Origin of the sequence: Faecalibacterium sp. OF03-6AC (assembly GCF_003478175.1) — a bacterium.
Lineage (GTDB): Bacteria > Bacillota > Clostridia > Oscillospirales > Ruminococcaceae > Faecalibacterium > Faecalibacterium taiwanense.
In genome coordinates this window covers 177756-191696 of sequence record NZ_QUEN01000003.1, presented here as the reverse complement: position 1 = coordinate 191696, position 13941 = coordinate 177756, and the positions used below count along the sequence as shown (strand labels likewise).

21 protein-coding genes are annotated in these 13941 nt (G+C 55.7%); 18 read left to right on the top strand and 3 right to left on the bottom strand.

Annotated features, from left to right (window positions below; genetic code table 11):
* Positions 1 to 8 precede the first annotated feature (8 nt).
* Positions 9 to 1064 carry a tRNA preQ1(34) S-adenosylmethionine ribosyltransferase-isomerase QueA gene (gene queA, locus DXA66_RS04940; RefSeq protein WP_118527230.1) on the top strand — a complete coding sequence of 352 codons (1056 nt, stop codon included), beginning with the start codon at positions 9 to 11 and terminating at the stop codon, positions 1062 to 1064.
* A gap of 41 nt (positions 1065 to 1105) precedes the next feature.
* On the opposite strand, the gene DXA66_RS04935 is transcribed toward queA, so the two are convergent.
* From DXA66_RS04935 to DXA66_RS04925, 3 genes are all read right to left on the bottom strand, one after another.
* Complete coding sequence (locus tag DXA66_RS04935) at positions 1106 to 2842, bottom strand: recombinase family protein (RefSeq protein ID WP_118527228.1); 1737 nt, start codon at positions 2840 to 2842, stop codon at positions 1106 to 1108.
* A gap of 98 nt (positions 2843 to 2940) precedes the next feature.
* Positions 2941 to 3573 carry a hypothetical protein gene (locus DXA66_RS04930; RefSeq protein WP_118527226.1) on the bottom strand — a complete coding sequence of 211 codons (633 nt, stop codon included), beginning with the start codon at positions 3571 to 3573 and terminating at the stop codon, positions 2941 to 2943.
* 31 nt (positions 3574 to 3604) lie between these two features.
* Positions 3605 to 3985: a helix-turn-helix transcriptional regulator gene (locus tag DXA66_RS04925; protein ID WP_118527224.1), complete on the bottom strand. Its 381-nt coding sequence runs from the start codon at positions 3983 to 3985 to the stop codon at positions 3605 to 3607.
* 144 nt (positions 3986 to 4129) lie between these two features.
* Here DXA66_RS04925 and DXA66_RS04920 point away from each other — a divergent pair, with 144 nt between their 5' ends.
* The 17 genes from DXA66_RS04920 to metK are packed head-to-tail and all read left to right on the top strand — an operon-like array spanning position 4130 to position 13908.
* Entirely contained in the window at positions 4130 to 4348 is a 219-nt protein-coding gene (locus DXA66_RS04920) for a helix-turn-helix transcriptional regulator (protein WP_158576306.1), read from the top strand.
* Positions 4349 to 4406: 58 nt separating this feature from the next.
* Positions 4407 to 4916 (top strand): helix-turn-helix transcriptional regulator, encoded by a 510-nt coding sequence (locus tag DXA66_RS04915; RefSeq protein ID WP_118527222.1) that lies wholly within the window; start codon positions 4407 to 4409, stop codon positions 4914 to 4916.
* Positions 4909 to 5088, top strand: a complete 180-nt coding sequence (locus tag DXA66_RS04910; protein WP_118527220.1) for a hypothetical protein — start codon at positions 4909 to 4911, stop codon at positions 5086 to 5088. The genes DXA66_RS04915 and DXA66_RS04910 overlap by 8 nt, the downstream gene beginning before the upstream one ends.
* Complete coding sequence (locus DXA66_RS04905; RefSeq protein WP_147365149.1) at positions 5054 to 5665, top strand: hypothetical protein; 612 nt, start codon at positions 5054 to 5056, stop codon at positions 5663 to 5665. Before DXA66_RS04910 ends, DXA66_RS04905 begins: the two co-directional genes overlap by 35 nt.
* Positions 5662 to 5931 (top strand): hypothetical protein, encoded by a 270-nt coding sequence (locus DXA66_RS04900; RefSeq protein ID WP_118527216.1) that lies wholly within the window; start codon positions 5662 to 5664, stop codon positions 5929 to 5931. Before DXA66_RS04905 ends, DXA66_RS04900 begins: the two co-directional genes overlap by 4 nt.
* Positions 5876 to 6490 (top strand): hypothetical protein, encoded by a 615-nt coding sequence (locus DXA66_RS04895; protein WP_118527214.1) that lies wholly within the window; start codon positions 5876 to 5878, stop codon positions 6488 to 6490. The genes DXA66_RS04900 and DXA66_RS04895 overlap by 56 nt, the downstream gene beginning before the upstream one ends.
* A gap of 19 nt (positions 6491 to 6509) precedes the next feature.
* Positions 6510 to 7220: a hypothetical protein gene (locus DXA66_RS04890; RefSeq protein WP_118527212.1), complete on the top strand. Its 711-nt coding sequence runs from the start codon at positions 6510 to 6512 to the stop codon at positions 7218 to 7220.
* Between the two features lie 4 nt (positions 7221 to 7224).
* Positions 7225 to 7704, top strand: coding sequence for an NUMOD4 domain-containing protein (locus tag DXA66_RS04885; RefSeq protein WP_118527210.1), 480 nt, complete (start codon positions 7225 to 7227; stop codon positions 7702 to 7704).
* A 1-nt stretch (position 7705) separates the two neighbouring features.
* Positions 7706 to 8614 carry a phage recombination protein Bet gene (gene bet, locus DXA66_RS04880; RefSeq protein WP_118527208.1) on the top strand — a complete coding sequence of 303 codons (909 nt, stop codon included), beginning with the start codon at positions 7706 to 7708 and terminating at the stop codon, positions 8612 to 8614.
* A 29-nt stretch (positions 8615 to 8643) separates the two neighbouring features.
* Positions 8644 to 9396 (top strand): hypothetical protein, encoded by a 753-nt coding sequence (locus DXA66_RS04875; protein WP_118527206.1) that lies wholly within the window; start codon positions 8644 to 8646, stop codon positions 9394 to 9396.
* The gene (locus DXA66_RS04870; RefSeq protein ID WP_118527204.1) at positions 9389 to 10282 is read left to right on the top strand and encodes an ATP-binding protein; all 894 of its coding nucleotides are present in this window, start codon (positions 9389 to 9391) and stop codon (positions 10280 to 10282) included. The genes DXA66_RS04875 and DXA66_RS04870 overlap by 8 nt, the downstream gene beginning before the upstream one ends.
* A complete protein-coding gene (locus tag DXA66_RS14240; protein ID WP_158576304.1) occupies positions 10275 to 10448 on the top strand; it encodes a hypothetical protein in 174 nt (57 codons plus the stop codon). Before DXA66_RS04870 ends, DXA66_RS14240 begins: the two co-directional genes overlap by 8 nt.
* Complete coding sequence (locus DXA66_RS04865) at positions 10445 to 10873, top strand: RusA family crossover junction endodeoxyribonuclease (RefSeq protein WP_118527202.1); 429 nt, start codon at positions 10445 to 10447, stop codon at positions 10871 to 10873. The genes DXA66_RS14240 and DXA66_RS04865 overlap by 4 nt, the downstream gene beginning before the upstream one ends.
* Positions 10874 to 10885: 12 nt before the next feature.
* Positions 10886 to 11707 carry a hypothetical protein gene (locus DXA66_RS04860; RefSeq protein WP_118527200.1) on the top strand — a complete coding sequence of 274 codons (822 nt, stop codon included), beginning with the start codon at positions 10886 to 10888 and terminating at the stop codon, positions 11705 to 11707.
* Complete coding sequence (locus DXA66_RS14525; RefSeq protein WP_242702823.1) at positions 11704 to 12396, top strand: single-stranded DNA-binding protein; 693 nt, start codon at positions 11704 to 11706, stop codon at positions 12394 to 12396. Before DXA66_RS04860 ends, DXA66_RS14525 begins: the two co-directional genes overlap by 4 nt.
* 13 nt (positions 12397 to 12409) lie before the next feature.
* The gene (locus tag DXA66_RS04850) at positions 12410 to 12745 is read left to right on the top strand and encodes a hypothetical protein (RefSeq protein ID WP_118527198.1); all 336 of its coding nucleotides are present in this window, start codon (positions 12410 to 12412) and stop codon (positions 12743 to 12745) included.
* On the top strand, positions 12742 to 13908 hold the full coding sequence (metK, locus tag DXA66_RS04845; protein ID WP_118527196.1) for a methionine adenosyltransferase: 1167 nt from the start codon (positions 12742 to 12744) through the stop codon (positions 13906 to 13908). The genes DXA66_RS04850 and metK overlap by 4 nt, the downstream gene beginning before the upstream one ends.
* Positions 13909 to 13941 lie beyond the last annotated feature (33 nt).

Here is a 13941-nt window from a genome sequence, read left to right as displayed (position 1 = left end):
TGCACGCTATGTTAAAAAAAGATTTTTGGTATGATTTACCCAAAGAACTCATTGCACAGGAGCCGGCTGACCCCAGAGATTCTGCACGGCTGATGGTGCTGAGCCAGAAAGACGACAGCATCCAGCACAAGATCTTCCACGATCTGCCGGAATTTTTAGAGCCGGGCGACCTGCTGGTGGTAAACAATTCCAAGGTCCTGCCCGCCCGCATTGTGGGCGTCAAGCAGCCCACCGGTGCTGTGTGTGAGCTGCTTTTGCTGCGTCAGGTCAAAGGCGACCAGTGGGAATGCCTTGCAAAGCCCGGCAAGCGGATGCAGCCCGGCACGAAGGTGAGCTTTGGCGATGGCTCCCTGACTGCTGTGGTGGACGAGACCATGGAGGACGGCAACAAGTACGTTACATTCTATTACGATACCGAGACCCTTTATGAAAAGCTGGACGAATTTGGCAAAATGCCTCTGCCGCCCTATATCACCAAGCAGCTGGAGGATCAGAGCCAGTACCAGACCGTCTATGCCAAGGAGCTTGGCAGCGCCGCAGCGCCCACGGCTGGCCTGCACTTCACCCCGGAACTGATGGATACCATCCGCGCCAAAGGCGTGAACATTGCCGAAGTGACTCTGCATGTGGGTCTGGGCACCTTCCGCCCTGTACAGGAGGACGAGATCACGGATCACAAAATGCACAGCGAATGGTACTGCATCGACGAAAAAACGGCGCAGGTGATCCGCGATACCAAGGCTGCCGGTCACCGTGTGATCGCAGTGGGCACTACCAGCTGCCGCACGCTGGAAGCCGTTGCCGCAAAGTACGGCGAGATCCGCGCCTGCAGCGGCAACACTTCTATCTTCCTGTATCCAGGCGTGAAGTTCAACTGCATCGACGGCCTGATCACCAACTTCCACCTGCCGGAAAGCACCCTAATCATGCTGGTGTCGGCCCTGTATGGCTACGAAAAGACCATGGCAGCCTATAAGGTGGCTGTGGAGGAACGTTATAGATTCTTCTCTTTTGGCGATGCGATGTTTATACGAGGCGGGAACGACCCGGAAGATAAAAAGTAATGAAAAAGTCCAGAAGCCATGCGGGTTTCTGGACTTTTTTCTTATTCGGCGGTTTTGTACGAAAATCGTAGTTCAATGCCGTTTTTGAGCAAAATTGAGGTGGTAAGGCCATCTTTTATACAAAAGTTTGAGACCGTTTCGTTGAGGAAATCCTTGACGATTTTGGGGTCGATCTTGCGGATGAAACGCTCATAGTTCACATAGCGCTTGTCCAAGAGCTGCTGGGTCAGGATGAACTGGCTGGCCTTCTGCATGAATGCCTCATCGGAAAGCGACAGGTCGAAGGCATTGGCAATGTCCAGCTCGTTGATGCGGGAGTCTACCTCGCTGAGGGCTTTTGTGATGCGCTCACGCTCGATGTTGAAGTCTTTGCTTGCCATCTCGTCATCTCCGTAGAGATAGATGGTCTTCAGGCGGTTGAGGGCGCGCTCAAGCCGGCGTTTCTCGGAGAGCAGCAGATCGCGTTCGCTCAAGTCTGCACTGGACTCCGTGGCCGCGATGGTAGGAGATTCAAAGCGCTTCTCGTCAAAGCCGCTGCGCAGGTGGTTGTATAGTTCTTCGAGGCCCGGACGCTCGATGTGGTCAACGCGGGAAAGCGCTTCGCCACGCAGCAGCTTCTTCTCCAGTGTCTCGATGGATGTCGTTCTGCCGAAGGAGTTGGATGCCTTTATCAGGTTGGCGAAGAAGTTCAGCACAAAGGGACCGAGGCTCACATCAGAGACGTACTTGTTGGTGCAGTCCTCGGATTTGCGTCGCCGGGAGCAGATATACATAGACGGTCTCCAGCCGTCTGCCCGGACTTTATCGGTGGTTGCAGCCATCGTGGAGCCGCAGCAGCCGCAGGTGAGCAGCCCGGCGAAGACGTGGACGTTTTTTCGCTGATAGGTGGCATTCTTGTTGTAGCGTTTGCTTTCCAGAATGACACCGACAGCAGCCTGTCGTTCAGGGGACACAATGGCCGGGTGGTGGTTCTCGACCAATACCCATTCGTCCTTGCCCTTTTCGCGGAAACGCTTTCTGTTGGACTCGTTGCGGTAATTGTACCGATACGTTCCAGAATAGAATGGACTGGAAAGAATCGTGTGGACGGTGGTCGGACTCCAGTCGCTTCCAGCGCGGGATTTCAGGCCACGCTCATTCATAATCCGAGCAACCCGGACAATGGATTTTTCGGACTCGTACAAGGAGTAGATCAGACGGACGACTTTGGCCTCGTCCTCGGCGATGGAGAAGGTCTTGCCCTCTTTGTCGTAGGAGTACCCGTAGGGAACCTTGCCGCCGTTCCAGATACCATCATTGGCGCGGGACACGAAGACGGCGCTGACTCGCTCAGAGGTCGTTTTGCGCTCCAGTTCCGCAAAGATCAGAATGATTTTGAGCATGGCTTCGCCCATCGCGGAGCTGGTATCGAATTGTTCGTTCTTCGACACGAAGACCACGCCAAGCTCTTTCAGCTCGGCGTACATGACGGAAAAGTCCAGAAGGTTACGGCTGATACGGTCGATTTTCCAGACCAGCAGGTGAGAAAACTCGCCGGTCCTCATTCGGGCCATCATCTGCTGATAGTCTGGACGGTCGGTATTTTTGGCAGAGTAGCCTGCATCCTCGAAAATCACATAGTCCGAGATGCCGAGGGCATATTTTGCATAGTTGATGAGTTCTTCTCGCTGGACGGGCAGGCTAGCCCGGTCAACCTGATACTGCGTTGAGACTCGAACGTATATGGCGGCTTTCTTTTCCTCAAAGCGTTGTGCCGCCTTCTTCGTTACATAGCCCATTGCGAAACCTCCAGAAGATAATGATAGCTGAAGAAAAAGCAGCTCCGTGCGTAGTGCGGGGCTGCTTTTTTGTTATGCACAAAAAGGAATGAAAGAAATTATGCAAAATGTCGGGGAGGGGGGTACACATCCAGCGAATGAACAACGGCATCACGGATGCTGCCATAGTCTGCAAGGTATGGATCCAGCTTTTGCAGCATAGTAAGCGAGATGGTCTTCTGAGGGCCGCACTGCTCGTCCAGAATATGAGTCGGTACGATGTAGAAGTCCCATCCATCCAACACCAGCGGGTCGGCACGCTCGCGCACGGTCTCGGTATAGAGGCAGAACACATACACATCGGACTGCCGCATGACCTCCTCAGCATAACCGTTGATGGAGTCCCAAGCTCTTGTCGGACGGATGCTGAACTGGATGTTGGACAGCCTGCCATCGCCCTGTCGCCATGCCTGAAGATATGCGCAGCTCTTGACCTCGATGCGCACTTCATCGCGAGCCTCGCCATTACATACCCAGTTGTAGGGAAAAGAGATGTCGTAGGGAGTCCAGTCATCGTTGGTTCCGCTCAGATCAATGCCCAGCGCGGCCGATACGATGAACTCGCAGTAGGAGCCTCGTAGGGTGTTGTTGAGCAGGTCTGATGCGTTCCAGCGCCAGTAGTCCCCCAAGGATTTGCCGATGGGCATATCATCGAAGATGATAAGCTCGTCCCCGGTACGTTGCTTCGTCATGGTTTTCATCTCCTCGAAAAGTCAACTCGTATTAGCCTACGTCGGCTTTTTCCTCACGCTGCATGGACATTATGATGACCCGCTGTTCCGGGGTCATGTAGCGGTCAAGCAACGACCACAAAACCTGCCGGTCTGCGATGGACGCTTTCTCGTAGCAGGCGACTAAGATGTTGACGTCGGGCGGTGTGCGGCTTGCAGAGGGCAGATCAGCACCGACCAGAACGTCCAGCGTCACGCCCAGTACAGAGGCCAGCTCCACAGCAGTCTCGATGTTCGGCGTTCTATCGCCGGAAACATAACGTGAGATGGTCGTCTCCGTTGTGTTGATGCGCTCTGCGACAGTACGCTGCGTGAGGCCGCGCTTGTCGATGAGTTCTTTGAACTGTTTGGCGAACATGGCTTTGCTGTACATAGTGATACCTCCCAATGTAGCTTACTTACCAAGTTTATAACATACTTGTCAAAGAGTAAACAAAACTTACCAAAATTATCATTTTAAGATTGACATATACCATATTGGTAAGCTATAATGAAGACACGGAAAGGGGGTGAGCAGATGAATAGCTCCAAGCTCAAGGGCATCCGGGTCGAGAAGGGAAAGACCCAGAAGAACATGGCCGAATTGATCGGCAAATCGCTTGTTACCTACTCCAAGAAGGAGCGCGGAGAAGTCGAGTTCTCCAATGAGGAAATGAGCATTGTCGCCAAGGCGCTTGACCTGACCAGCGATCAGGTCAACGCTATTTTTTTCGACGACAACTTACCGAAAGGGTAAGTATACGCATGGCGGTTTGCTGATGTCTAAAGTATAACGCATCAAGGGGGCAAAGAAAATGGGACGCGATGCCGCAAAAGCCTGTGAAAACCAGTGCTTCCGGTGTAGGAAAGAGGCCGCAAAGTACAACGATAAGCTCGGTAGCCGTGAAGGTGCTGCGGAACTGCTCGGAATCTCTGTCTCGAGCCTTGCAGATTACGAGTTGGGCAACACAAAGGTCATCCCGGTGGATAAGGTGGTGCTGATGGCAGACATCTACAATGCACCGGAGCTGATGGCGTGGTATTGTTCGTCGGAATGCCTTATCGGAAAGAGCCTCGAAATGCCGTCCCCTGAAATTGCCTCGGTAGAGCGTACGACCATGAAGTTGCTGAAGCAGCTCCGGCAGGGTGACATCGAGCAGGTCAAGGAAAAGCTCATCGACATCACGGCAGATGGCATCATCTCCAAGGATGAGTGGGCAGACCTGACCGAAATCCTCGACTACCTCGACGGACTGATTCTGGCGGCGCGGGAGCTGAAGCTCATTGGCTCCAAGCTCCTGAACGGAGGCACAGACGATGGCTGACATCCAAACGCTGAAGAAGCTGCTGGCAGAAGAATATGGCATCACAACCGCAAGAGAACTCGACGAAGCCATGAAGAAAATCGGCGGATTGAATATCGGCGTGTTTGCATCGCCGGTAAGAAAGGGTGGAACGAAACATGAAAAAGTACGCAGTATTGCACGAGCCGGGTGACATCGTTACGCTGGCCGGAACCAGATTTGTGGTGCTGGATGTTGAGCGTCGTGGTAGCCTGCCGGACAGCCTGTTCCTGCTGGCGCTGGAATCGGTTGGTACTTCTGAATTTGGCAGCTCCAACAACTACGCAGAGAGCGACCTGAAGAAGGCCGTGGACAAGTGGTTGGAGGACATGGACAAGAGGGGGCTCGACAACGCCAAGCTCATCCCCCGCGAGATCGACCTGACCACGCTGGACGGTTCCGGCTGCTATGGGAAGTTGTCGGTGAAGGCTGCGCCGATTACACTGGATGAAGCTCGCGAGTACGCTGACATCATCCCCAATGCGGAGCGGTGGTGCTGGCTGGCGACCGGTTGGAGCGGTCCCAGCCAGTCGGACGGTGACTACGCGCTGGGCGTCAGCTCCAATGGCGTCTGGAGCAACAGCTACTGCTCCAACTCGTACGGCATTCGCCCCGCTTTGAAGGCCCCCTCTATCCTCTTTGAGGACTCTGAGGCCGGTCTGGACTTGAGCAAGATTCCAACCGATGATCTGCTTCAGGAAATCCACCGCAGACTCGCGGAAAAGGCATGAGTGCCGATAAGCTGGCAGAAGCACGGCAGGCGGCGGAAACATCGCTGGGATTCAAAATCCCGGATGTGGTAGCCACCAGCGTTCTCTGGTATGCCCGGCGCAAATGTGAGCTGGCAGAGCAGCCGGAGAGCTACCTTCCGCTTCTGTACGAAACCGAGCTGACCGACTACTATATGCGGTTGGCAATCAACCTGAAGGGAGAGAAGCAACGTGAGCAACGAATGCGTGAAGCCCGAAATTCCGCAGTTCCCGGAACTGACATTTGAGGAAGAACGGCATCTCTACTACCTGAACGGGCTGGAAGTACCCAGCGTGACCACCCTGATGAAGCCGCTGTCCAGTGACTTCTACAGCACGGTGGACCCGGAGGTTCTGAACAAGGCCGCAAAGCGCGGCACGGCCATCCACAATGCGGTGGAGAACTACGCCAAGTTCGGCATTGAGGACATTCCGCCGGTGTATGCCGGGTATTTTGCCGGCTTCCGGGAGTGGTGGGATGGCCGCAAGCCGGAAGTTCTGGCGACCGAAACCAAGGTCTACCACAAAATCCTGCGGTATGCAGGCACGGTCGATCTGCTGTGCATCATCGACGGCAGGGTGACGCTGGTGGACTACAAGACATCGGCACAGGTGAACAGCAAGCTCTGCGCTGTGCAGCTTGAAGCCTATGACAGGGCATGGGAGAGTCACGACATCAAGGTCGATGACCGGCTGATTCTCCACCTGTCCAAGAAGGGCTATCAGGAAGTGCGCTTTCCCCGGAGTGGGAAGTGCTGGTCGGTGTTTTCGTCCTTGATGACAATTAAGAACTACATGAACGAGTGATTTTTAGGAGGTTCGACAGATGGAAAAAGAAACGATGGTGGCAACCGTTCCGCAGGCCGAAATCGTTGATGAGCAGCAGCTCTCCCGCGATGTGACCGACATCGAGTTTCAGGCGGAGTCGCTGGTTATTCAGACCGATGAAGATTACGCCTTTGCCGGTGAGTTCGGCAAGATGCTGAAGAAAAAGGCGTCGCAGGTCACGACGTTCTTCAAGCCCATGAAAGACAGCGCCTATCAGGCCCACAAAGCGGTTTGCGACCGGGAAAAGGCCATGCTGACCCCGCTGCGCAACGCCGAGAAGACGGTCAAGCAGGTGATGAGCGCCTACATTGCAGAGCAGGAACGTAAGCGCCGGGAAGCTGAAGAAGCTGCTCGACGGGCCGCGGAAGCTGAACGGGAGCGCAAGATTCAGGAAGCGGCTACGCTGGAAGCCGCTGGTGACGCAGATGGAGCGGAGGCCGCCTTTGAGGAAGCCGCCATCATGGATGATGCTGCAAGCTATGCGGTAGTGCCTGCCGCAGCCACCCCGAAGGTCTCCGGCGTCAGCACCTCGAAAGACTGGGAAATCGTCGAGATTGACCCCAAGGCGGTCCCGCTGGCGGTGGCTGGCATTGAGCTCCGCCCGGTCGATCAGGCCGCTGTTATGCGCCTCATCCGCGCCTCGAAGGGCCAGATCGAGATTCCCGGCATCACCTACCGTCAGGTCGCAAAAATGAGCTTCAGGGGGTAAGTCCATGGACTGTTCAATGGAAATCTGGAAACCGATTGCTGGTTACGATAATCGGTATGAAGTCAGCTCGTTTGGACGAGTCAAAAGGAATGACGGGAAGATTCTTTTTACAGCTCCCAATTCACGCGGGTATTCGTCAGTTAAACTTCAGCACAACGGCGGGCGGAAGACGCTTACAGTTCATCGGTTGGTTGCAGAACAGTTTCTGCCGAATCCTGAAGCCCTGCCGCAAATCAACCACATTGACGGCAACAAGCTGAACAACCGTGTCGATAATCTGGAATGGTGTATTGAAAAGAGAAGCAAGCCGGTTGAAGTCACTTGTATTTCTACCGGGGTGACGATGCGGTTCGACAGTGCGAACGAAGCCGCGCGTGTTCTCGGTGTCCATCAGGGCAATCTGTCGGCTGTATGCAACGGCAGAATTAAATCCACGGGCGGATATACCGCTCGTTATATTAAATCCGCGAAAGGAGATATGTGAGATGTCTACTGCTATGAGCAAAGCTGAGAGCAACGCTCTCGTTGTCAGCTACGATGTTCTGGGCACGCACGTTGAGCTGGATTTGGATTTCGTGAAGAAGTACCTCGTTCGCGGCAGGGCAGAACTGGTAAGCAATCAGGAACTCGTGTTCTTTATGAACACCTGCCGCCAGCAGAAGCTCAACCCGCTGGTTCAGGGCGAGGTCTACCTCATCAAGTACAGCAAGGATGACCCGGCGCAGATGGTCGTTGGCAAGGATGCCTACCTCCGCAGAGCATTTGACCACCCGGACTACCTGTTCAAGAACGACGGCATCACGGTACAGCGTGGGAACGAGATTATCCAGAAAGAGGGATGCTGCCTCTATCCGGGTGAAACTCTGGTTGGCGGCTGGTGCCGCGTTACCTTCATGCGGAACGGCAAGGAGCGCACTGCATTCAAGGAAGTTGCCTTTGCCGAGTACAACAAGGGGAAGGCAAACTGGAACTCCAAGCCTGCCACCATGATCAACAAGGTCGCTGTCAGCCAGTGCGTGAGGGACGCTTTCCCGAAGGACTATGAGGGTGTGTACTCCGAGGATGAGATGATCGCATCCGGCGCTATCCCGGCGGAATACAGGGAGCTGGATGACCCGAAGCCGGAGGAGCCTGCACAGGAAGAAGATGACCCGGCCATCTCGCAGGAGCAGCGCCAGCAGCTTTTCAAGGCGGCGCAGGCAAACTTCGGCAAGGACAAAGGCAACGCCGTGGTCAAGTCCATCATCGAGGAGATGGGGCTGACCTCTACGACCGGCATGAAGATGTCCACCTACAACAAGGTGGTCGAGCGGCTGGTCGAGATCTGCACGGCCCACAAGGCGGAGCTGGAAGCTGAGGACGGCACCAAAAATGACGGTGCGGCTGAAGAATAAAGCCACCGGCGGAAAAGGAAGGTGAGGGGATGCCGTGGATAAGCGTACATCAGGAGGTGGACGGTACGAAGCTCCGTAGATTATACCGTGCCATCGGGTGTTCCAAGTTTGAAGCCCTCGGCATCCTGAACTTCCTGTGGTTCTGGGGAATGAAGAACGCCGATGAGACCGGGCTGGTCAAGGATGCAGACCTCGAAGTCCTGAGCCGATACCTGTACGGCTGCGGCGAGGACTGCAAGCTCGACATGGGCAAAGTGGTTCAGGCCCTTGTGGATACCGGCTGGATTGATGTGGCGGCTGACGGCTTTTACATCCACGACTGGGACACATGGCAGGAGCAGTGGTATAAGCTCCAGAAAAACCGTAGGCTGGATGCTGAACGAAAGCGGAAAGCCCGCCAGATGGAGCGTGAGGCCGCAAAGCCTGCGCCGAAGACCCCGGAGCCGGAACAGATGGAACCTCCTGTGGAACCAGAAGTCAAGCCGCCTGCAAAGCCGAAACCCGATAAAAAATCCTATGCGGAGTTCGTGAAGATGAGCGAAGCAAACTACGACAGGCTCGTGAAACTGTACGGCAAAGCCTTTGCGGATGCCTGCATTGTGGAGCTTGACAACTACAAGGGCGCACGGGGAAAGACCTACAAGGACGACTACCGCGCCATCCTCTGCTGGGTCGTAGACCGGGTCAAAGAAAAGAAACCGGGCCTGCTTCAGCAAAGCGTTAGCGAGGCAGCACCGGCTAAGGATAATCCGTTCAGAGAGTGGGGTGAGCAGAATGGGTGAATTTGACGGCCTGCTGCAAGGTGCTGTTCGTCAGGCGCAGGCGGCAAATCAACCGGAGAACGGTGATTACTACGACGATGAAGGGTTCCTCGTCTGCGGGAACTGCCACACCCGTCGGCAGGTAGAAGTCAATATGCCCGACCTGAAAGCCGTTCCGTTCGACCCTAAGAAGAAAGTCCGGGTCAAGATGCCGGTATCCTGCCGCTGCCGGGCAGAACGGCGGAAGCAGGAAGAGCAGATGCTCATGCAGGACCGGGAAATGCGGGCGGCGCAAACGCTTCAGCGGCAAAGCCTCATGGACGAACGCCTGCGGGACATCAGCTTTGAGGGATTCCAGCAGACTAAGGATAACGCCTACAACCTGAAGCTCTGCCTGCGGTATGCGAAGCACTTCGATGAAATGCTGGCAAAGAATCAGGGGCTTTTGTTCTACGGTGGGGTCGGAACCGGAAAGACATTCGCAGCGGCCTGCATTGCAAACCATCTCCTGAGCCTGCGGGTTCCGGTGGTGATGACCTCGTTTGTGAAGCTGATGGAAACCATGCAGGGCTTCAGTGAGGATGACAGCGCCCTGATTGCCCGGCTGAACAGGGCAAAGCTGCTCATCATTGATGATCTCGGCGCTGAACGCAGTACAGACTTTGCGCTGGAAAAGGTCTACGACATTGTGGATAGCCGGTACAGAGCCAAACTCCCCATCATCCTCACCACGAATCTGAGCATGACCGAAATGAAAGAATCTGCGGACATCCGCTACACCCGCATCTATGACCGTATCTTTGAAATGTGCTACCCGATGCAGTTCACAGGTCGGTCGTGGAGAAAGGCGGAAGCGGCCCGCAGATTTGACGAGATGAAGAACTTTTTGGAGGGCAACGATGGATAAAGTTATCATCGCAAGCGTTGAGGACCGGCTTACGGTAGCTGCCATCCTCGTAAAGAACGACTACACCGTCCGGCAGGGCAAGCAGCTCCGGCAGGGCAAGAAAAGCTACGAATACTATCTGGAGTACACTCCGAACGACAAGCCGAAGCAGGCGGCAGGGGAATGAGGACGCAATTCTGCATCTACGGGGAGCCGCGAGGTAAGGAACGCCCGAAATTCTCAACCGTATGCGGCCATGTGACAGCCAGAACCCCGGAAAACACGGTTCTGTACGAAAACCTCGTAAAGACCGAGTACAGAATCCAATCCGGGGTTCGGTTTGCTGATGACGCCATGTTGAGCGTGAGGATTTTTGCGTTCCTCTCCGTCCCGAGGTCGGCCAGCCAGAAAAAACACCTTGCCATGATCGACCGCCTGATACGCCCGACACGAAAGCCTGATTTCGACAACATCGGCAAAGTCATCTGCGATGCCCTGAACGGCATTGCCTACCGCGATGATGCCCAGATCGTAGACGCACTGGTTCGGAAGTTCTACTCCGACACCCCGCGTGTTATCGTTGAAATCTCAGATATACCGTATGAACAGTAAAGGAGAAAGACTATGAGCGACAAAACGTATGTGCTGTCCCTGAGCGCGGACACCTTCAACGCCTTCAAGATGGACTTCGACAGCGCCCTCCAGCGCTTGCTTCAGAAGATGGACAGGCTCCAGAGCGACAGCGCCTCCATCAACTGCAAAATCAGCGTGGCACTGACCCCGGCTCCGGAACGGAACTTCGATGCAACGCGGGAGGGGGACACCGTGCAGGTGATGAAGCCCAGCTTCAGCCACGAGATCAGCACCGAAATCAAGGTCAAGGACAAAACGACCGGCAACCTCTCCGGCAACCGCAAGCTGGTGTGGGATGAGGAGCTGATGGAGTATGTGATGAAGGACATCGACGATGGGCAGACCTCGCTTTTCGACACGGCCAAGAGCCGCCAGAATGCTGCGTCCCCTGTGGAGCAGGAACCGCCCCAGCTCCCGGAAGGCATCGTGGATGTTGACTACACGGTCATCAGCGATGACAAGGGCTACATCCTGCGCAACCCCGATAAGTGCGGCATCAAGGACCAGTGGGGCATCCTCAAAGTCCTTGTGGGAGAGCGGATGACGGTGAGCCGGAGTGCAGGCCATTGCTATGCGGAGACCGCAGACGGCATCATCGCCCTCGGTTCTGCCTACCTCGCAGAAGACCCCCGCCATGTGGATGACAGCATTCTGGAGCCTCATCTGGCAGAGGAGATCGCCTGCAACGGCTTCGGCACGGTTCAGGTCGGCGACCATGAGGAGCCGGAGAAGATCGTGGTAGAGTGTCTGGAATGCGGTGGCATCCTGCTGGATGTGGAAAACCCCAACGTCCAGAAGGGTGATGCCGAATGAGGTACGGAACCTGTTTTCTGTGCGGAAAGACCGGCTGGCTGGAAGAGCACCACGTCTACCCGGGGCCGTTCCGGGACAAGTCCGAAAAGTATGGCCTGAAGGTGGGCCTGTGCGGCGAGAGCTGCCATCGGAACGGCCGGTATGCGGCGCACCAGTGCAGGGAAACCTCCGATGCCCTGAAGCAGTTCTGGCAGATCAAGTACATGATGGCCCACAAAGCCAGCGTCGCAGACTTCCGGGCGGCATTCGGGAAGAACTATCTGGAACTCGACTACTACGATGATGAAAGGAGCTACCCTATGAACATTATTGCCATCAGCGGCCGCTTGACACGCGACCCCGAACTGCGCACCACTCCCAACGGAAAGCCCGTGGTGGAGTTCACGGTTGCGGTTGACCGGCCCGGCGTTAAGGACCAGACGGACTTTATCGACTGCGTGGCGTGGGAAAAGAAAGCTGAGTTTGTCGCCCGGTATTTCAAGCAGGGAAAGCGTATCGAGGCAAGCGGTGTTCTTACCACACGCACCTACGAGAAAAACGGGGTGAAGCGCAAGCGGACGGAGGTTCGCTGCGATCAGGTCTTCTTCGGCGAGTCCAAGAAAGATAGCGGCTCCACCCCGCAGGCAGCGCCGGAACCCACGAACGATGATTTCCGCCCGCTGCCCGATGATGATGACATCCCGTTCTGAGAAAGGAGAACACATGGAAGAAAATAAGAATCCCCTTATGGGCCACGTCGTAAAGGTCCCTGCACAGGTGTCCGGCATCCCTGACGGGGTGCAGATGACGGTGAACGCAGCCGTGACCACCTTTGCGGCGGTCGATGGCAAACCGGCTGGCATCGAAAGCATGGGTACGGCAGAATGCAATATGCTTGCCAGCTATACGCGGGGAACGGTCTCGTTCTCTGTCCACGGGGAAAAGCCCGTTATGGTGAGCGTCCGTCTGGATGAGTTGATGAGACTCTTGCAGGCGGCTGCTGCTGTATGTCACCACGAGCAGGAAGACAAGAAGAATGCTGAGGAGGAAAAGGCATGAGAAAGCTGTTTACGTCTGAGTCTGTGACCGAGGGTCATCCCGACAAGGTGTGCGACCGTATCTCTGATGCGGTGCTGGATGCAGTGCTGGCTGTTGACCCGAACGGCCGGGTGGCCTGTGAGACCTGCTGCACCACCGACACGGTGTTTATTGCAGGCGAGATCACGAGCAAGGTCGATGTGGATATTGAGGGCATTGCCCGGCGGGTCCTGCGTGACATCGGCTACACCGGTGGGGCATCTGGCTTTGATGCCGATACCTGCAAGGTCATGACGTTCATCCACAAGCAGTCCCCCGATATTGCAATGGGAACCAGCGACACGGTGGGCGGCGCAGGCGATCAGGGCATGATGTTCGGCTATGCCTGCAACGAAACCCCGGAGCTGATGCCCCTGCCCATCATGCTTGCGCACAAGATGGCCTACAAGCTCTCCCAGACCCGCAAGGATGGAACCATCCCCTTTATCCTGCCGGATGGCAAAACGCAGGTAACGGTGGAATATGAGGGGGATGGGAAGCCCCAGCGTATCGACACCATCGTCATCTCCACTCAGCACACGGACGGGAGTCTCCCTCTGCTGATGCACCCGCTGGTGGAAAATGTCATCACGCCTGTTTTGCAGGAAGCCCGTCAGCACCTCCCGTGGCTCGACATCGACACCTACGACCTGTACATCAATCCTACCGGGCGTTTTGTGCAGGGTGGCCCTGCGGCAGACACCGGCTTGACCGGGCGGAAGATCATCGTGGACACCTATGGCGGTTATGCTCCCCACGGCGGCGGGGCATTCTCTGGCAAAGACCCCACAAAGGTTGACCGCAGTGCAGCATACATGGCCCGGCATATTGCAAAGAACGTCGTGGCATCGGGTCTGTGCGACAAGTGTCAGGTTCAGTTGGCCTATGCAATCGGCATGGCGCTCCCGGTATCCCTGCGCATCGACACGTTCGGGGCCAATGTGGATGAGGAAAAGCTCTGCAATGCAGTAGATCGCTGCTTTGAACTGACCCCGCTGGGAATAGTTGATGCCCTGAACCTGCGCCTGCCCATCTATGAACAGACATCCGCCTACGGCCACTTCGGAAACGTGGTGGGCGGAAATTTCACATGGGAGAGCACCCACAAAGCGGGACTCCTGCGCAGAACGTATAACACGCTGTAAGAAACAGGGCAAGCCTCTTTCCCCGTGGGCGGG